The organism is Gardnerella vaginalis (assembly GCF_001563665.1).
Lineage (GTDB): Bacteria > Actinomycetota > Actinomycetes > Actinomycetales > Bifidobacteriaceae > Bifidobacterium > Bifidobacterium vaginale_A.
In genome coordinates, this window is sequence record NZ_KQ961872.1 from 160,057 (window position 1) to 178,967 (window position 18,911).

The following is an 18,911-nucleotide window of genomic DNA, read 5'->3' on the forward strand; positions in this document are numbered from 1 at the left end:
AATAATATCTTAACGATCTTCTACCGATACTTCCGGTGCACTCAGCTCTTTAACATCAGCTTTATCTGAATCTATAAGATCTATTGAAGAAATCACTTTACTCTGATCTAACCTCTGAAGTTTACGAGCAGTTACCAACACTCGCGATTCCAGAGAAGAAGCAAATTTGTTATACGCTGCAACTGTTCTTGATAAAGACGTTCCAAGCTTTGAAGCATTTTCTCCAAGAACAGCAAAACGATCATATAACTCTCTAGATAAGTCAAATAACTCTTTCGCATCGTCTGTAAGACTCTGCTGCTGCCAAGCGTAAGCAACAGACTTAAGCACAGCCCACAAAGTAACAGGGGAAGTCAACGCTACTTTTTGAGCAAAAGCATCATCCATAAGAGTTGGATCTGCTTCAAGAGCAGCCTGAAGTAAAGCCTCATTAGGAATAAATGCAACTACAAAATCAGGTGCTGTTGCAAAAGCCTGCCAATATGCTTTAGCTCCTAATACTCTAACGTGCTCTCTCAAAGCCTTTGCATGCGCTTTCAATAGCTCATTTCTACGAGCTAGTTCTTCATCACTTGCGTTATCTGGAATTTCGCACGCGCGCTGATACTCCGCATAAGGAACTTTTGCATCAACTGGAATTGTTTTTCCACCAGGCAAATACACAACCATATCTGGTCGCTGTGGTTCGCCATTCGCACCAACAACAGCAACTTGCGTATCGAAATCAACATGCTCAAGCAAGCCTGCAGACTCAACAATATTCTTAAGCTGAGCTTCTCCCCAAGCACCACGCACTTTATTATTCCTCAAAGCAGCAGAAAGAGAACTTGTTTCACGGTCCAGTCTTATTTGCTGATCACTCAAGCCCTTAAGCTGAGTGTTCAGCGCACCCATTTCTTGTTTGCGTCCTTCCTCAATTTGAGTAACTTTATTTTTTAACGCTTCAAGATTTTCTTTTACAGGAGCCAACGCCTCTAAAACTTTGCCTTGTTCTTTCAAAGTCTTTTCTCGATTTAATCTTTCGCGTTCTTCTCGCTCTGCTCGCAATTGATCTTCACGATTAACGCGCACTTGTTCTGCTTGCTGAGCTTTAACAAGTTCAGACTCAACAAATTTCAATCTCTCTGCAAGCTGCTCTGCTTGAGTGCGATATTGTATAGCCTGATTGCCATTTTCTTGAGCTTGAGCACGCGCTTGATCCAGTTGCGCACGCAACTGATTAAATTCATTCTGGTTTATACCGCCTGAGTTTTGCGTTCCAGAGCCGTGCTTAACAATAGCAAGCACAATAACAGCAGTTATTGCAACAACAACTACCATTAAAATAAACATCACAATTATATCGAACATACGTTCTATTATGCACCTTGAGGTTGACTTTTGAAATATAATTAGACACGTCTTTTAAGCGCGTTCAAAATAAAGCAATCCACGTCCACACGTGCCGCTCCACAGGCAAACTGCAATTACGGTAAGCACAACAATGACGTATAACAATATGGATTGTCCAGGAATTACAGGCAAAGTTCCAGAAGGATACCATCGCAAAATCAATCCAATTTTACTTTGCAAACCTTGTGTGGCAATGTTCATCACCGCTAAAAAGACACCAAATGCAAGGCCGTAAAACCTTCCAAAACAGGCTAATCCAATCATTATGAGCACGATATCAATCCACGCATTACCTAAAATCATCTGCAATGTACTCAATAACTGCAAGTCAATTATACGAACAATTAACACTGAAGCGCCGAATGAAACAAACAAACACAATAAAGCAGCACTCAATGCATATATTCGCAGCCTTTTCATCACGAAACGTTCCCACGATACCATAATCGGAGCAAGGCAAACGAATGCCGTGGTAATAAACCCAACTACAATAACTTCATACAGAGGAACAACAAAATTAACAACACTACTACCGGATTGACATTGGAACGTTATACCTTCTACCGCATTATGCACATTAGCAGAATCCGGCAAACAAATATAACCAACATAAACTGGCAACTGCGTTACCAATGATCTGAATATAACAAGCATTAAAGAGGGAAGGACTACGGACAATAAAATTGCAACGATTGCAACAATATAATGCCTACCTTCAAGCCAAGCGCGAAAATTATTTTTCATGCTTATCACCAAGTTCCGATAAGACTTGTTGTGGAGTTATGAGGCATTGATTAAGTTCTTTAACATGATTTTTTACAAATTGTTTCAGCTTAGCATCATCAGCATTATTAATACTCATAGCCACTTTATCGTTTGCTTCACCTGGAATAAATCCATATGACCCATACACATCATTACTTATACGAGAAGGAAGCTGAGCAAGCAAAAATGCTGTAACAGAAGCGTTTGAATCAAGATTCTTTTTTACATATACTTCTTTCATAGCACTTGATGCACATTTTGCAGGCACAAATCTTTGTAACACTTCTTGAGCGATACCAGTCATATCACCATATTTCTCAGAACGCCTAACAAATGTATCTGTTTGTTGTTGAATAACAGTAGCTTTAAGATTACGTAACTTTATTAAACCACTATTAGTAAGATTCCAAGATTTTTCAGTATTTGTTGGAGTAAACGCATTTCCAAGCACAAGCACAATTCCTTTGCCTTGCGAATCTCTCTGATTCTTAGGAAACCAAGAAGCAACAGTTTTCAGATGTTTAACAGCACGAAGTTTACGAATATAAGCTTCTTCAGGATGTACACAAACAGAAAAAGCAGTATCTTTAAACGTCGTACACTGAGGCACAAAAGGTCCAGAGCGAATCCAAGGTTTTGGACCCCACATAGCTATACAACAAGCACATACTATTGGCATAATTAAAGAAAGACTTATTGCTTTTATGCGCCAATAAGATCCCTTTTGCCAAAAATATCTAATATGCGCGCAACAAAGAATGCATGAAACGATAACAACACACACAAAGAATATGCGCAAAGTCACCAACCATGGGTTCATACGCAAACCAGGCTCAGCACCAATACCAGCATCCGACACTGGAAGTATTGCGTATAAACTACTACCCCAATATCTAGGAAAAATATCTCCTTGAGGTATGGTGCCATTACGCATTATAATGACGCCATAAATACAGCACCAAATTATTGCAAAAGATAATAAAGCTGAGAATACAATTGCCCAACGATTGCCAATAATTACTCCTAAAGTAAAACCAATTGCAAAAAATGCACTTGGCGTCACGCCTCCACATAATAGTGGAAAATACGGGAAATTTGTAATATTTACATCACTCTGAATTACTGTTGGCAATATACTTACGCAATATAACAAACTGCACAGTATAGCGCCTTTTAGTATAGGAATAGCGTAACGACTGGCTGATTTTCCTGCACACCACGCAGGATTAACCAAACATCTGGGCGAGCAAGCTTTACATGAACACCATGCGCCAAAAATGCAAGCAACAATATCAGACAAACAATGCATCCACGTGACATCAATTCTTAACCAAAGCGCATAATTATTATTATGCGCTAAAAAATTTGCCACACCCAAAAAAACAGGATATGCAATCAAAAATAAGCTAAAAACACAACTGCTTATTAGAGATAATGGGGACATAATACGTGAAACAATTGTGCACTTCTTATGATTTTTCGTAAAAAATCCGAATTCAGTCAAAAAGTTAGAATATTGACGCATATTTAATCACATCCCTACTTGCTACCACATTAACGAAATAAGAAACTATACATATCCAGTTACTGCTACTACTAATTTTTATGAAATTTAGATAGCAAATGTCTATACCCTGATTCCCATGGAGTTACCATAAGATCTTCACGATTAGCATATTGAAGAAGATTATCCATTTTCCCATCAAGCAATATAATTCCTTCATTAAGAACTATAACCCGATCCGCAATTACTGCTAAATCTTCTACTAAATGTGTACTGACGATAACAGTATGCTTTTGCGAATAAGACTTAAGAAAATTACGAATATCAATACGCTGCTCAGGATCTAAACCAACAGTAGGCTCATCAAGTATTAGTACTGCAGGCTGACTAGCAATCACACAAGCAATACCAGCACGCTGACGCTGACCTCCTGATATTTTAGCAACGATGCGATGTGCTTGTTTTTCCAAGCCAACCTGTTTGAGAGCATTCCAAGCAGCTTTATACGCAGCACTCCACGATAAACCTCGCGCCCATGCGGCATATTGAACATTTTTTAACACACTCGATGCATTCATAAGTTCAAATGATTGTGGCAAATAACCAATATTTGACCGAGCTTTAGCCCTTTCCGCACGATCAGTTACATCAAAGCCATGAACAAAAAGTTTCCCACTAGAGGGAGCATAAATCGTCGCTATAACGTTAAGCAGAGTAGTTTTCCCAGCACCATTTGGCCCCAAAAGACCACATATGCCAAAAGATAAATCTATAGAAAGATTATGCAAAATTTGTTTCTTCCCATACGAAAAATTCACATTAACAAGTTGCACATCTGAGCCCGTATATGATTCTTGCATATCTCACCACTTAATAACTAGACTACTTACCTACAACTTCGTATATTTTCTCTGTCTATCCCAACTACAGAACCACTCATCTGAGCATAAGCTGAAATTGGCACAGCATAAGCAATAGTAGCAAGCGCAACTATTGCAAATCCTTTCTTTTCGAACATATTCGTATCTCCATTTTCAATCTGCTTCATAACGTATTCAGCCCTGAACACGTACACTTATTCTATAAGAATTCAATATAAAAAAAAAAGAGATTTTTACAAAAACCAATTAAAATTTCAAAAGATACGCATATCCTATAATGCCAATTATCAGCAAAACTCGAAAAATTAAGGGGGAAATCCACCTTTTTATTTCAAGTTATTTTTTAGTTCATTCTAAAAATATTTTTAAAAATAACTCAATATCTTTGTGTTTCGTTTCAATTATTTTAGATATAAAAATAGCGTGCTGCATACTGGAAAATAATCCAATAAACAGCACGCTTTGTTCGATTTGACTACATTATTTGACTACATTAAATAATGCAGGCACTACGCAATTTTGAGAGCCACATGGTCGTCACTATCTACACAATCCGCAACTATACTAGAGCCATCATGCACTTTTCCAGAAAGCAGCAATCGTGCAAGCTGATCACCAATTTCCGTTTGAACCAATCTACGCAACGGACGAGCACCATAAACTGGATCATAGCCATGCTCTGCAAGCCAAGCGCGAGCAGAATCGCTCACATCCAAGCTAATACGGCGATCGCTCAAGCGCGCAGCCACTTGACGAACTTGAATATCCACAATTCCACCAAGCTCTTCGCGGCTCAACGGATGGAACATAACAAGCTCATCCAAACGGTTGATGAACTCTGGCTTAAACTCAGCATGTACAGCATCCATAACAGCCTTACGCTTAGCTGCTTCATCCAAGCCTTCTTGCACAAGGAATTGCGAACCCAAATTAGAAGTCATAATAAGAATCGTATTCTTAAAATCAACCGTTCTACCCTGTCCGTCAGTCAAACGACCATCATCCAAAACCTGCAACAAAACGTCGAATACTTCTGGATGCGCCTTCTCAACTTCGTCAAAAAGCACTACAGAATACGGACGTCTACGCACAGCTTCAGTAAGCTGGCCGCCTTCCTCGTAGCCAATGTAACCAGGAGCAGCACCGATTAGACGTGAAACGGAAGCCTTTTCCATGTACTCGCTCATATCAATGCGAACCATTGCGCGCTCGTCATCAAACAAAAAGTCGGCAAGAGCCTTTGCAAGCTCCGTCTTACCAACGCCAGTAGGACCCAAGAATAGGAACGAACCGGTCGGGCGATTCGGGTCTGCAATTCCAGCGCGGCTTCTGCGCACAGCATCCGCTATAGCCTGGATTGCTTCGCTTTGGCCAACCACACGCTTAGAAAGCTCCTTTTCCATGTTGAGCAGCTTCTCATTTTCGCCTTGCATCAAGCGACCAACAGGAATGCCTGTCCATTCGCTAACAACTCCTGCAATAGAATCAGCATCAACCTGGTCTGGAACCATTGGCTCTTTTGCTTCACTCTTAGCGTTAGCAGCCTCAGACTCCGCTTCTTCCAAAGCTTTTTGAATGCTTGGAATCTCACCATACAAAATACGGCTCGCTTGCTCCAAATTGCCTTCACGCGTAAACTTGTCTGCTTCTACGCGCTTAGCATCGAGTTGCGCACGCAAATCACCAACCTTGTTATGGCCAGCCTTTTCTGCATCCCAACGCGCTTTCAAACCAGAAAGCTTTTCACGAGAGTTAGCTAATTCTTCCTGCAACTTTTCTAAGCGTTCGCGCGCAGCAGCATCTTCCGCCTTCTTTAATTGCATTTCTTCCATTTCAAGACGCGTGACCTTGCGCTGCAATTCATCGATTTCTTCTGGCTGTGAATCAAGCTCCATACGCAAGTGAGCTGCCGCTTCATCCACCAAATCAATCGCCTTATCTGGAAGCTGTCTGCCAGTAATATAGCGGTTTGAAAGCGTTGCTGCAGCTACGATTGCATCGTCACTAATCGTCACCTTGTGGTGCGCTTCGTAACGTTGCTTAAGTCCACGCAAAATCGTCACCGTGTCTTCAACAGACGGCTCGCCAACAAACACTTGCTGGAATCTGCGTTCAAGCGCCGAATCCTTTTCAATATGCTCGCGATACTCGTTAAGAGTAGTTGCTCCAACCAAGCGCAGCTCACCACGCGCAAGCATTGGCTTAAGCATATTTCCAGCATCCATTGAACCTTCTGCAGATCCTGCTCCAACAACAGTGTGAATTTCGTCAATAAACGTAATAATTTGACCGTCTGATTGCTGGATTTCCTTCAATACTGCCTTTAAACGTTCCTCAAACTCGCCACGATACTTCGAACCTGCAACCATCGAAGCTAAGTCAAGGCTTATAAGACGCTTGTTTTGCAAAGTCGTAGGCACATCTCCTGCAACAATTCGCTGAGCCAATCCTTCCACAACTGCAGTTTTGCCAACGCCCGGCTCGCCAATTAGCACAGGATTATTCTTCGTACGGCGAGAAAGAATCTGAATCACACGGCGAATCTCCTGGTCTCGTCCAATTACTGGGTCGAGCTTTCCTTCGCGAGCGCGCGCAGTCATATCAACCGAATACTTTTCAAGCGCTTTGTAGTTTCCTTCAGCATCCGTACTAGTAACTTTCGCACCACCACGCACAGTTGGCACAGCCTTTCGCAACGCATCTGCAGAAACGTTATACTTTTTGAAAATATCAGCAACAGCGTTTGGCGCACTCGCAACAATTCCAATAAGCATATGCTCAGTGGAAACGTATTCATCTGCCATTGCGTGCATTTCTTTTTCAGCCTGGCTTAGCGCAGCCAAAAGCTGGCGACTTGCATCTGGCTTAGTTGTAGTTGAACCAGTAGATGAAGGCAATGCAACTAATGCGTTACGAATTTCAGCACCAATTTGTTGCGCATCCGCACCTGTTTGAGCAATAAGCGCGCGCACAACGCCTTGCTCCTGGCGAAGTAATGCATCTGCCAAATGCAAAGTGTCAACTTGCACATTGCCAGCTGCAGCCGCGCTTTGTACAGCATCGCTTAATGCATCTTGCGCTAAGGTTGTAAACTTTTGTTCCATATTTACCCCCCATTTACACCGCTATTCTGCGGATTTTAGGTGATTCTTATGCAATTTTTTCAATTGCACTCAAATCACATTCTGTCAATTTCTAAAACTTGAGTCTACTACACTCAAGTTTTGAAATCAAGGGATAAATTAACACCACACACCTCAAACACGCGTTGCACACTTAAGATGAGATTACGACTTGTACGAATTTTTAATAGAATAACGACTGCAAATAATATATAATATAAGCATGTTTTAGACATGTTACAGTCAAGATTATCCACAATAACAATGAGGCTATTATGAATAAGAAACTTTTCAAAACAATTACGAAGAAGATAATTATTGTCTTACTATGCTTTTCTGCTGTCATCGCTGCATCAGTTACATTGTTTCTACTGTTTTGGCAACAGATGCCTAAGGAAATTAGTTATAAAGAAGCAAATTTTTCACATACCGTTGGAGCTGTTGCAATAAGCGACATGACTGACGGCAAAAAGACGAAAAAACGAGATGGATTCATAGTATTACTCAACAACGATGGCACTTCTCAAACTATTGCCACTTCTGCCATTGACTCTCCTGCAATATTGTGGAATACCGATGGTTTATATTTCGTAGACGCTAAATTTGACTATTTTCTTGCACAAAAAAGCAACGCGCGAATCGCAATTAAGCATCGCAAAAAAACGCCTGCACAAGCTGGCATTTTTGAAAATAATCAGCATGAAGTTATTAGCGTTCTTGATCGCGGTTTTACTCGCAGTCGTAAAAATAAACTCGAATTCAATAGTATTACACTTGGCAAACCGCAAAATACAGATATTATGCAATCACGTATATATGATGTATCTAGCGCTTGCGAGAGTGGCACGTACACCATTAGCCCCAGTGACAATGGCACCAATAGTTTTAATGGAACAAATGGATTTGTAATCAAAAAACTACAAGATTCAATGCCTGTCAAGCATATACTCAAAAATTCTAAAACTAAGGTACATAATTTTTCTACGATAAGAAACGACACATCTCCTTGCATTAGCAACACCATCATTTCACTTGGGGACACAACTAAATATAAAAAAGACGATCCCGATTTCGCTTTCACCACATACGGCATCAATCAGTGGAATACACAATCAGGAAAATTCGATTTTATACCACTCACCTTGCAAAATAAGCGTATTGCCTATAACTATGGCGAGAAACACGATTTTGAAAATATTTCGTATGGGAATAGGACAATGCTCAATGATAACGAGCTCTTAGCACTCGACCAAGGCACAGGCGTATTGTATAAAATTAATATAATGACTGGGGAAACGCAAATTATATTCACAACTCCAGTAAGTACTTCAAACAATTTCAATCCACAAAGATATTGGATGCAAGCTACTAAAGATACTATAGCAATTTTAGATAACGCAAATAGCGAAAAGACGCCACACGCTACGTTGTATTTTCTTAACAAAAAGAATTTCAAACTACAACAAACTGTGCATTTTGATAACACAACAAGCAATCTTCTTGCTGGAAAAGTAAGTGGCTGCAATTTCGGCGATTTTGCAATTAACCCACAAATGTAGAAGATTTAACGAACTACAGCAAACTACAATAAACTACAGTTTATGGAAAAACTTAGGGGTGTCTTACGAATAAGGCACCCTTTCCTTTAACTCTTATTCACTTATTCGCTTATTCGCTCACAACAACGTTTCGCAAAGAGCCAATGCCATCAACCGTAACTATTGCCTCATCTCCTGGATGTAAAGACCCTGCAGCATACGGCGTTCCAGTCAAAATCACATCTCCAGGAAGCAAAGTTGTAAAGCTTGAAATAGCCGCGATTTGCTCAGGAATATTGTGAATCAATCTAGCAGTTGTACCTTGAGCTTCAGGAACATTCTCACCATTTAACTTAAACGAAATGCGCGCATCATTCCATGAAAGTTCCGTTGTAATCCAAGGCCCCAACGGGCAAGAAGTGTCAAATCCTTTTGCACGCGTCCACATGGGATCCTCTCCTGCGCAATCAGTAAGAGTAACGTCATTTACACAAGTAAAGCCAAGCACGTATTCCATTGCATGGTCAACGCTTACTCGGCGCGCAATTTTGCCAATCACGACTGCCACTTCTGGCTCAAAATTCATATTGTGATCGCCAGCAGGGATAACAATTGGATCGTCTGGACCAATCACGCTTGTACTCGGCTTCGAGAAAATCACCATATCTTGAGCGCTATGCAACACTTCAGAAGATGCAGACAATTCTTCATCAGAACGATTGTCATAATTTTTTGCCAATCCGAGCACTTTTGAAGGAATTACTGGTGAAAGTAAGCGTATTCCATCCGCATCCAGCGCGTAACGTTTACCTGTAGGCTTTACTCCTTGAGGACTTAACGGATGACCCTCGAGAGCTACTAAATAATCTTTACCATCAGTTTCGTCTTTTTGAACGAAAGCGTATTGCGGAACTTCATTATACGAAAAACGTGCAATTCTCATAGTTCAAGATTACGCAACACACTACACATTTCGCATCGCAATAACTCACTTGCATTCAACGTCACACATTCCACGTCACAAAAACGCGTCACAAAAACGCACGCTACAACAACTCACTATACAAAAGCGCGCGGGCCAAAAATTGCAGAACCAATTCTAACCATAGTTGAACCTTCGGCAATCGCCCACTCAAAATCGCCGGACATTCCCATTGAAAGCTCTAATTTTGTGTTGTTTTGCACAATATTTTCAGTAGAATCCTGCGTAAGTTGTTCGCATACACAATCTCGAATTTCTCGCAATTTTGCAAAACCGCTTCTCACTATTTTTTCATCGTCCACACGCGCTCCAAGCGTCATAAATCCGCGCAACTTAAGTGCTTGCAGGCTAGATATAGCGAGAGCTTCGTCAATCGCACGTTCTGGCACACACCCCGATTTTGTAGCTTCTCCAGAAACGTTCACTTCCAGCATAACATCTGTGCAAAGTCCCAAATTTTGCGCGCGAGTAGATATTTTTTGCGCAAGTTCTACACTATCAACAGACTGAATCCCATTTGCAAGTGGCAAGACTTTGTTTATCTTATTGCTTTGCAACTGACCGATTAAGTAGAGTGGAATCTCGCCATTCACACCAACATTTAAGCCTTCTAAAGCAGCCACCGAGCGTAAGATTTCAGCTTTCGCAACTATTTCTTGCGGACGATTTTCCCCAATTACTCGCACTCCTGCTCTGAGCGCTGCCATAATCTCCCCAACATCTCGCGTTTTAGTTGCAGCAAGTAGCGTAACCGACTCAGATTTGCGCCCATAGTGCGATTCTGCCTGAGCGATAGCGTCTTGCACATTGTGCACACAATCGGCAATTTGACGCGCACGAACACAATCAACCTTAATATTCGCTAAATCTTTTTGCGTCATATATGCCATTTATTGCCCCAATCTATATATCGTAAAAACAGTCACACTAATTGAGGAATTTTATCACTATATTTACGACGTGCAGCTTCTGCAGTAACTCCAAGTGCGCGACCTATCGTATTCCACGATTGACCATTTTTGCGACTTTTATATACAGCGTCATTTATTTCTTTTTCAATTGCATGACGGCGATAATTCAATCTGCTCAATTCGCGAGATGGATCCCAGCGAGAATCCGAAGTTGGATCTCCTGGATTTGGTTCCGATTTTGCTTCCATTTCCTTTGATATGAGTTCGCCATACTCAGCAAGATCTTTTTGCTCTTCTTTACTCAGTTCACTAAATTTCATTTCAACCCTTCCTTTTCTAAATAACCTTTTCTTGCTTTCATCGCATGAACTATAAGTTCTTGCGGAAATCCACGTCTTCTTGCTGTGCCAATCTCGTACCAAACTGCTCCAGAAACTCCCGGACCAACATACATTATTGTTGGTGGATCTCTATCATAATTAACATATACTGGTCCTCTGGATTCTCGATATGCATGAAGTATATCGTTTTCTGAAACTCCATGCTTCAAAGCTGATGGCAAAATAATTGGCTCTTCATATTGATCCATATACACAACATTACATGCCAATATATGTTGCCGTCAAATATTGGCAAATACTATCTGCAATCATATGTAGTGGAATATATTAGTCGAGGAAGGGCACGTATTTGTCATCTAAGTTTGCGCGAACAGAATCCCATGGCGTTTTTTCGCTTTTAAACAACGCGAGCGCATCCGATGCACTCATATCTACTGGCTGATTTTGGCGCGAAATTTTGTATCCCAAAAGATACATACAATAACCAATCATGCGCTCGGCACTCCAACCAGATTCTCTAAGAGCACCCACATCTAATGAATGCTTACTTTTTGCGAGTCGCTCACCTTGCGCGTTGTCAATAAGTGGCAAATGCGCAAATTGCGGACGCACGTAATGCATGCCTTGAGCAGCAAAGAATCCCGACTTTTCAAGCAACTCGCCAATCCAAATCTGCAACGCTGCAGAACGCAACAAATCGCGACCGCGCACAATATTATTTACTCCGCTCAAAACATCGTCAACAACAACAGCAAGCTGATAAGAAAAAACGCCATCCGCGCGGCGAATCACCATATCACCTAAATCACGCGCAATATTAAAGGATTGCGATCCAAAAATCGCATCTTCAAAATCAATATTTGCTTGGCTTGAATCAGCCTGAGGCGCTGCAAGCCTTAAAGAATGTTGCTGATTATTTTGCAAACGCTTCTCGATTTGCGCCAAACCTTTCGCAGTTTTGCGAAGATTTCTGCACGTACCCGGATATCGTATAAATCCATCTCCTTCTTGAGGAGCAGCAATTGCACGAATATCAGAACGAGAACAAAAACAAGGGTAGATTAACAAGTCACCATCACTATCTCGCAAAGATTCTAGCGCTTCAAGAGCTTCTTGGTAGATTGCAATACGCTCATGCTGATACTCAGGCTCGCCAACCCAATCAAAACCAGCCCATTTTAGATCTTCAATAATTTGCTCACTCGCGCCTTCCGGCATTCGCTCAATATCAAGATCTTCCAAACGCAAAATCATGTGTCCACCTTGCGATTTTGCACAAAGCCACGCAGCCAACATTGCTACCATATTCCCAATATGCATACGCCCGGAAGGAGTCGGTGCGAAACGACCAATTGCAATAGTTGACTTAGAAAACATGATTTCGTCTTTCCTGATATCTTTCCTAATAACCTTCTTAATAAGCATAAACTTGCAAAATAAAAAGCGCGCAACGCATTCATACTAGCATTACGCGCTTCTTACAATCACAATCAAAAGCAATCAAAAACAAATGTTTTATACAAACAAGACCTTGTACATAAGCACACCCAGGATTGCGCCAGCAGTAGGAGCAACAACTGGAATCCACGCTTCACCCCAGCGAGAAGAGCCCTTGTGCGGGATTGGCAAAATCGCATGAAGCAAACGCGGCATAAGATCACGCGCAGGATTCAAAGCAGGACCAGTTGGGCCACCCATAGAAGTCACCAAACCCCAAACAACGAAGCCAACAACGATTGAAGCGCCAGCTAAATTCTTCTCACCCCATGGAGACTTAAGGCAACAAAGAGCTGCCAAAACAAGCACAAGCGTGCCAAAGAATTCGTTAAGGAAGTAATTAAGCTTGTTGTTATAAGCGTCCGTAGTGCAGAACGTACCAAGAATAGCTCCCGGCTCCTCAGTTTCGTTGTAGTGCGGCAAATAAGTTACGTACACAATAAGCTGGCCAACCAACGCACCCAGAAGCTGAGCTACAATATAAGGCGCAACATTTTGCCAAGGGAACATGCCATTTGCAGCCTGAGCAATTGTCATAGCAGGATTGATATGCGCTTCGGAAATTCCTCCGAACATTAGCACTGGGAACATCACGCCAAAACCATATCCCATGGCAATATTTAACCAACCAGCATGGTGTCCTTTAGTATTTTTTAATTCAACGTTTGCAACAGCACCGTTTCCAAAAATCATAAGAATAGCAGTGCCAATAAACTCTGCAGCCAACTTCGTCATAAACGAATATTGCATGGTCCTTCGATCCTTCTTACCTGTTTCAAACTCCGCACACGTAATCGCTCGCCAAAACTTAACGACTCATCGCTTAAGTATTGCTTAATAGCTTGTCGCTTAGCAACTCGCAATTGCGATTAGCACAGCATGGAACACAATACATCCTCATTTTCAAAGAAGCTAAGAAAATGAATTCCAACAATTATTCTTTGATAGTTTCCCTTATGCGCGCGACAGTCTGCACAAGCAGTAAAATCGCCCTCACATCAAAAGAGGCCCGCCATTTCGGCGAGCCTCTCATTCACAAAAACAATATCAGCGGTTTCATCTTCACAACAACATCGTTGCAACGGTTAAAGTCTAATGTTCCGTTCAACGTTCACGGATATTTTATCCATACACCTTTGTGGGTTTACCGCTCTATTTATTTGTTCTTGTATTTATTATTATGCTTTGCGTAGGGCACTTTGACAAGAACAAATAGCAATAAAATTTTATTTGTTAGATTATTGTCATAACTGTTAATTTTCATTCACAAAAATGACTTTATTGAATCATTTTGTTCATATAAAAGAGCACTATTGTTAAGTTGCGTTCACATTGAATAATTACCGGCGTGTCGCGCGAAGATAAATTACCTTCAATCCATCACATTTAAAGCGACACTCATTCGCATACATCCCTTCTAACGCATACAATTACGGATTATGGTACAGATTTTTGACGCTCCCTCGAAGGCGATTCTGCGCGGCCAAATTGCAGAACATATCGCCGAAGACGAAAAGGCAGAAAAACGTGAAGCTCGTGAGGGCGAGTTACCGTTGCCAAAAGATCGTTTCTTTGACCGCGAATTAAGCTGGTTAAAGTTCAATCGCCGCGTGCTTGAGTTAGCTCAAAACACTGATTTACCACTCCTTGAACGCGCAAACTTTGCCGCTATCTTCGCATCCAATCTTGATGAATTCTTTATGGTTAGAGTTGCCGGCTTAAAAAGGCGCATTGATTCCGGAATTGCTGTAACAGCTGCAAGTGGTTTAAGCCCTCGTCAGCAGTTGCGCGCGATTAGCGAAGTCACCCACCGCCGTCAAGATGAACATGCTCACTATGTAATCGACCACATTTTACCTGAGCTTGCTAAGCAGCGCATAGTTATGCTCAGTTGGGATAAGTTGACTAAGTCAGAGCAAGAAAGACTTTCAGATTACTACAAAAAGCAAGTATTCCCAGTCCTTACGCCACTTGCCGTTGACCCTGCACACCCATTCCCATACATTTCAGGTAAATCCATTAACTTGGCCGTTATTGTTGAAAATCCAAATTCTGGAAAATCACATTTTGCGCGTGTAAAAATTCCAGATAATTTAAACCGTCTTGTACCAGTTGACGATTTAACTGACGAAGAAGGCCGCGAAGAGCGCTACGGATTTATTACTATGGAGAAGCTGATTGCAGCACACTTGGAATCACTTTTCCCAGGCATGATTATTAAAGAAGCTCGTTCATTCCGCGTTACTCGCAATGAAGATATTGACGTTGAGGAAGACGATGCAGAAAATCTATTAAACGCAATGGAGAAGGAGCTCCTACGTAGACGATTCGGACCGCCTATTCGCTTGGAAATTTCAGATGAAGCTAGCCCATTCCTCTCTCAACTTCTTGCAAACCAATTGCGCGTAAGTCCTGAAGAAGTGTATCGCTTGCCTTCACCTCTTGACATGACAGTTCTTTTTGAATTACAGGCACTTGACCGACCAGATTTGAAGTATCGTCCGTTTATTCCAACTACAAATCGACAGATTGCAGAAGTTGAAACTAGCCACGCTCAAGATATTTTTGCTTCAATTCGCGAACATGATATTTTGCTACATCACCCATATGATTCCTTCTCTACGTCTGTGCAAGCGTTCTTAGCTCAAGCTGCAGCAGATCCGAAGGTTTTGGCAATTAAGCAGACTTTGTATCGCACATCTAGCAATTCTCCAATTATTGATGCACTAGTTGACGCAGCTCATGCTGGAAAGCAAGTACTTGCATTAGTTGAGATTAAGGCACGATTTGATGAGGACGCAAATATTGCTTGGGCTCGCAAGCTCGAACGCGCAGGCGTTCACGTTGTATACGGCATTGTTGGTTTGAAGACTCACTGCAAGCTTTCGCTTGTTGTCCGTCAAGAAGCAGAAGGATTACGCCGCTACTGCCACGTTGGTACAGGTAATTACAATCCTAAGACTGCTCGCCTTTACACAGATTTGGGATTGCTTACTTGCGATCCTGTAGTTGGTCAAGATTTAACTCGCTTGTTTAATCAGCTTTCAGGATATGCTCCAAAGTCAAGCTTCCATCGCTTGCTTGTTGCTCCTCGTACAGTTCGCACAGGTATTATTGCGCGAATTCAGCGCGAGGAAGCTGCAGCTCTTGCAGGCAAAGAAGCATGGATTAAGATTAAAGTCAATTCTGTAGTCGATGAGCAGACTATTGACGCGTTGTATCGCGCTTCACAAGCTGGAGTAAAAATCGATATTGTTGAACGAGGAATTTGCTCTCTTAAGCCTGGAATTGAAGGTTTGAGTGAGAATATTCGCGTTCGCTCCATTCTTGGAAGATTCCTTGAGCACAGCCGCATTTACGCGTTCGCTAATTCTTGCGGCCCTCAGATTGGTGATGGTCCTGCAAGTGGCCCAGAAGTGTGGATTGGCTCGGCTGATTTGATGCACCGCAATCTTGACCGCCGCGTTGAAACTTTGGTTCGAATTAGCGCACCAGATCAAGTTGAAGCATTGATTCAATACATTGATTTACAAATGGCTGATTCTACTGTTTCATGGTGGATGGATGGCGATGGCACATATACATTACATTCACGCGACAAAGAAGGCCGTCCGCTAGTAGACAGTCAAGCTTACTTGATTCGCACTCACACTCGTAAGCCTCGCGGTTCAAACTGAGCACAATAAACTAATAAACAATAAGCAAGAGTCAGATTCAGTAACATGTTTCTGGCTCTTGTTGTTTTTACTGCACCTTCTAATCTGGCTAAATATCAAGCGTTACAGCAATAGCCGAAATCTTTTACGTCACCATTTGCCAGTTTTAGGATGTTTTTTACGTCATTATTTGCCAGTTTTGGGAAGTTTTACACTGTGATCTTAGTGAAAATTTTAGGAAGTTTGGGTTATATAACAGAAATATCCGATTGACTCAGAGCACCAGCATCACAGTCATAAATGAAATCATCACAGTCACAGAAGTCAAAATGACTGTCATAAGTAGACACATCTCGGTCAAAATGCGCAATATCACTGTCAAAATATAGCCAATCACGTTCAAAATCGAAAAAATTACAGTCATATATACGAAAATCACTGTTACAAACGAGAAAAATGACAGTCACAACACTTTTATCACAGTCATGACTGTGATAAAATGACAGTGATGTTATGATAGAGTAAACAAACCATCTAACAAAATATTAGAAAAACAATTATTAAGTAACTTCCTCAACTAAATACAAAAACAAATTTAAGCATTAGCAAATCATTACTAGCCGCACATAACCACAGTGAATCAAGGAGCGAGCAATGACAATCGTAAACGAACAAATTAAAGACGCCATCGAACGACTGCGCATCCAAAAAACAGATGACTCCAATTATGAAGCAAAAAGCTGTGACGTAAAGCTCAGCGTAAGTGTGTGGGAAACAGTAAGTGCTTTTGCGAACACAAATGGTGGCACACTGCTACTCGGATTAGATGAAAGCAATAATTTTTCTCCAACAAAAAACTTTGATATTAACAAAGTTCGCGATCAATTTATTGAAGGAATAGGCGATGGTGGCGCAAACGGAGCACGGCTAACATATCCTCCAAGATACAACTTAGAAAGAGTAATCGTAGACGATAATTCTCAAATTCTAGCCATAAAAATCTACGAAAACCCTGCCGATAAAAAGCCTTGCTACATTACAGCTAAAGGAGATAAAGGCGGAAGTTACAAGCGCGTTGATGATAAAGACATTCGAATGTCGAATGATGAAGTTTACGAAATAGAAAACGCGTTACGTCCAAGCGATATAGATTTGTCGATTGTTAAAGAAGCCACAAAATCTGATTTAAACAAAGATTTAGTCGAAAATCTTATAGCAAGACGAGCGAACTCCAAAGCTTTGCGCGGAACTACAACAGAAGATGAAAAACTTACGCGTCTTAATATTACAGATAAGCAAGGGCGCGTACGAATGGCAGGACTTTTAACTCTTGGAAATTATCCACAGCAATTTTTCCCGCGATTATTTATTGACGTAACAGCTCACGCTGGAACAGAAAAATCTTCGACTGGAGTGCAACGTTTTATAGACCGCGAAGAATGCAGCGGAGCAATATCAGAAATGATTGAGGATGCAGTAAACGCAGTTATTAAAAATCTTCGAGTTAGCACATTTATTAACGGCGTTGAACGCATAGAAGAATCGGAGATTCCGCGAGAAGTTCTACGCGAAGCTATAGCTAATGCAGTAATTCACAGAGAATATCACGAATATTTTCAAGGTCAGCCTGTAAGCGTTGATATTTTCCCAGACAGGGTTGTTGTGACAAATCCTGGAGGATTATGGGGAGGAAAAACGCTTGATAACATTGACGATGGCGAATCGAAGTGCCGAAATGCCGCACTTATGCAATTGGCACAATACGCACCAATCGAAGCAAATAGAATTGGAGCAGGTGTAGTCGAAGGTCAAGGTAGCGGAATTGCGTTTATGATTAACGAAATGCAAGCATGGTCGCTGCCAAAACCACAATTCATACCTAGACTTGGATCTTTTAGTGTGATTTTGCAACGCGCAAAAGCAAAACTTCATAGCAACATAAATTACATAAATCAAGTAAATCGCTCTCAAATAACGGATTCTAACAAAAACTATGTTGACGAACACAATGGCACTGAACAAACAGTAGAAAATTACACACAAGTTGAACACACGCAATCGGAAAGCAAAAGGAATCCATTAAATGACGATATTTTGCTAACGCTTATACCTGTTGACTCTACAATAACAACTCCAGAATTAGCTGAACTAACTAAAAAGTCTCCAGAAACAATCAGACGACATTTGCGTAAGCTAATTGCAGAAAATAAAGTAAAAGCACTAGGAAAAGTAACAAGTAAGCAGCGAAAATATGCGAAAATCAGCAACTAATTTGCTCTAAGTCAATACTAAACTCCGCGCGCCCGCACGTCCACACGCGCC

Annotated in this window: 15 protein-coding genes; 3 read left to right on the plus strand and 12 right to left on the minus strand. The window is 41.3% G+C overall.

The genetic code is table 11. The annotated features are described in order from the left end of the window. Positions 1-9: 9 nt before the first annotated feature. The 6 genes from rmuC to clpB all read right to left on the minus strand — a co-directional run bounded on the left by rmuC (position 10) and on the right by clpB (position 7,646). Positions 10-1,350, minus strand: coding sequence for a DNA recombination protein RmuC (gene rmuC, locus HMPREF3230_RS05425; protein WP_075523902.1), 1,341 nt, complete (start codon positions 1,348-1,350; stop codon positions 10-12). A 54-nt stretch (positions 1,351-1,404) separates the two neighbouring features. Continuing rightward, a complete protein-coding gene (locus HMPREF3230_RS05430) occupies positions 1,405-2,136 on the minus strand; it encodes a hypothetical protein (protein ID WP_075523903.1) in 732 nt (243 codons plus the stop codon). Next, complete coding sequence (locus HMPREF3230_RS05435) at positions 2,126-3,220, minus strand: hypothetical protein (protein WP_029600511.1); 1,095 nt, start codon at positions 3,218-3,220, stop codon at positions 2,126-2,128. Before HMPREF3230_RS05435 ends, HMPREF3230_RS05430 begins: the two co-directional genes overlap by 11 nt. A gap of 533 nt (positions 3,221-3,753) precedes the next feature. Next, positions 3,754-4,521, minus strand: a complete 768-nt coding sequence (locus tag HMPREF3230_RS05440) for an ABC transporter ATP-binding protein (protein WP_075523904.1) — start codon at positions 4,519-4,521, stop codon at positions 3,754-3,756. A 26-nt stretch (positions 4,522-4,547) separates the two neighbouring features. Beyond that, a complete protein-coding gene (locus tag HMPREF3230_RS05445) occupies positions 4,548-4,709 on the minus strand; it encodes a hypothetical protein (RefSeq protein WP_016636777.1) in 162 nt (53 codons plus the stop codon). Positions 4,710-5,051: 342 nt separating this feature from the next. Further along, positions 5,052-7,646 carry an ATP-dependent chaperone ClpB gene (gene clpB / locus HMPREF3230_RS05450; RefSeq protein WP_075523906.1) on the minus strand — a complete coding sequence of 865 codons (2,595 nt, stop codon included), beginning with the start codon at positions 7,644-7,646 and terminating at the stop codon, positions 5,052-5,054. A gap of 293 nt (positions 7,647-7,939) precedes the next feature. On the opposite strand from clpB, the gene HMPREF3230_RS05455 reads away from it, so the two are divergent. After that, positions 7,940-9,223, plus strand: a complete 1,284-nt coding sequence (locus tag HMPREF3230_RS05455) for a hypothetical protein (protein ID WP_075523907.1) — start codon at positions 7,940-7,942, stop codon at positions 9,221-9,223. A 109-nt stretch (positions 9,224-9,332) separates the two neighbouring features. Here the strand turns inward: HMPREF3230_RS05455 and HMPREF3230_RS05460 are convergent, their stop codons facing one another. The 6 genes from HMPREF3230_RS05460 to HMPREF3230_RS05485 form a co-directional block, all read right to left on the minus strand. Next, positions 9,333-10,145: a fumarylacetoacetate hydrolase family protein gene (locus HMPREF3230_RS05460; protein WP_075523908.1), complete on the minus strand. Its 813-nt coding sequence runs from the start codon at positions 10,143-10,145 to the stop codon at positions 9,333-9,335. Positions 10,146-10,261: 116 nt separating this feature from the next. Beyond that, positions 10,262-11,074, minus strand: coding sequence for a YggS family pyridoxal phosphate-dependent enzyme (locus HMPREF3230_RS05465; protein WP_075523909.1), 813 nt, complete (start codon positions 11,072-11,074; stop codon positions 10,262-10,264). A 32-nt stretch (positions 11,075-11,106) separates the two neighbouring features. Further along, positions 11,107-11,415, minus strand: coding sequence for a hypothetical protein (locus tag HMPREF3230_RS05470; protein ID WP_075523910.1), 309 nt, complete (start codon positions 11,413-11,415; stop codon positions 11,107-11,109). After that, on the minus strand, positions 11,412-11,684 hold the full coding sequence (locus tag HMPREF3230_RS05475) for a hypothetical protein (protein WP_075523911.1): 273 nt from the start codon (positions 11,682-11,684) through the stop codon (positions 11,412-11,414). The genes HMPREF3230_RS05470 and HMPREF3230_RS05475 overlap by 4 nt, the downstream gene beginning before the upstream one ends. A gap of 79 nt (positions 11,685-11,763) precedes the next feature. Further along, positions 11,764-12,813: a glutamyl-Q tRNA(Asp) synthetase gene (locus HMPREF3230_RS05480; RefSeq protein ID WP_075523912.1), complete on the minus strand. Its 1,050-nt coding sequence runs from the start codon at positions 12,811-12,813 to the stop codon at positions 11,764-11,766. A 138-nt stretch (positions 12,814-12,951) separates the two neighbouring features. Beyond that, complete coding sequence (locus HMPREF3230_RS05485; protein ID WP_075523913.1) at positions 12,952-13,683, minus strand: MIP/aquaporin family protein; 732 nt, start codon at positions 13,681-13,683, stop codon at positions 12,952-12,954. Between the two features lie 689 nt (positions 13,684-14,372). Between HMPREF3230_RS05485 and HMPREF3230_RS05490 the strand changes: the two genes are divergently transcribed. After that, entirely contained in the window at positions 14,373-16,610 is a 2,238-nt protein-coding gene (locus HMPREF3230_RS05490) for an RNA degradosome polyphosphate kinase (protein WP_075523914.1), read from the plus strand. A gap of 633 nt (positions 16,611-17,243) precedes the next feature. Beyond that, complete coding sequence (locus tag HMPREF3230_RS05495; RefSeq protein WP_075523915.1) at positions 17,244-18,860, plus strand: ATP-binding protein; 1,617 nt, start codon at positions 17,244-17,246, stop codon at positions 18,858-18,860. Positions 18,861-18,911: the final 51 nt, after the last annotated feature.

Bases quoted from the DNA above. Each gene is read 5' to 3' on its own strand.
- HMPREF3230_RS05445 (WP_016636777.1), bottom strand. From the start codon at position 4,709: ATGAAGCAGATTGAAAATGGAGATACGAATATGTTCGAAAAGAAAGGA.
- HMPREF3230_RS05475 (WP_075523911.1), bottom strand. From the start codon at position 11,684: ATGGATCAATATGAAGAGCCAATTATTTTGCCATCAGCTTTGAAGCAT.
- HMPREF3230_RS05485 (WP_075523913.1), bottom strand. From the start codon at position 13,683: ATGCAATATTCGTTTATGACGAAGTTGGCTGCAGAGTTTATTGGCACT.
- HMPREF3230_RS05460 (WP_075523908.1), bottom strand. From the start codon at position 10,145: ATGAGAATTGCACGTTTTTCGTATAATGAAGTTCCGCAATACGCTTTC.
- HMPREF3230_RS05490 (WP_075523914.1), top strand. From the start codon at position 14,373: ATGGTACAGATTTTTGACGCTCCCTCGAAGGCGATTCTGCGCGGCCAA.
- HMPREF3230_RS05440 (WP_075523904.1), bottom strand. From the start codon at position 4,521: ATGCAAGAATCATATACGGGCTCAGATGTGCAACTTGTTAATGTGAAT.
- clpB (WP_075523906.1), bottom strand. From the start codon at position 7,646: ATGGAACAAAAGTTTACAACCTTAGCGCAAGATGCATTAAGCGATGCT.
- HMPREF3230_RS05465 (WP_075523909.1), bottom strand. From the start codon at position 11,074: ATGGCATATATGACGCAAAAAGATTTAGCGAATATTAAGGTTGATTGT.
- HMPREF3230_RS05480 (WP_075523912.1), bottom strand. From the start codon at position 12,813: ATGTTTTCTAAGTCAACTATTGCAATTGGTCGTTTCGCACCGACTCCT.
- HMPREF3230_RS05430 (WP_075523903.1), bottom strand. From the start codon at position 2,136: ATGAAAAATAATTTTCGCGCTTGGCTTGAAGGTAGGCATTATATTGTT.
- HMPREF3230_RS05495 (WP_075523915.1), top strand. From the start codon at position 17,244: ATGACAATCGTAAACGAACAAATTAAAGACGCCATCGAACGACTGCGC.
- HMPREF3230_RS05455 (WP_075523907.1), top strand. From the start codon at position 7,940: ATGAATAAGAAACTTTTCAAAACAATTACGAAGAAGATAATTATTGTC.
- rmuC (WP_075523902.1), bottom strand. From the start codon at position 1,350: ATGTTCGATATAATTGTGATGTTTATTTTAATGGTAGTTGTTGTTGCA.
- HMPREF3230_RS05470 (WP_075523910.1), bottom strand. From the start codon at position 11,415: ATGAAATTTAGTGAACTGAGTAAAGAAGAGCAAAAAGATCTTGCTGAG.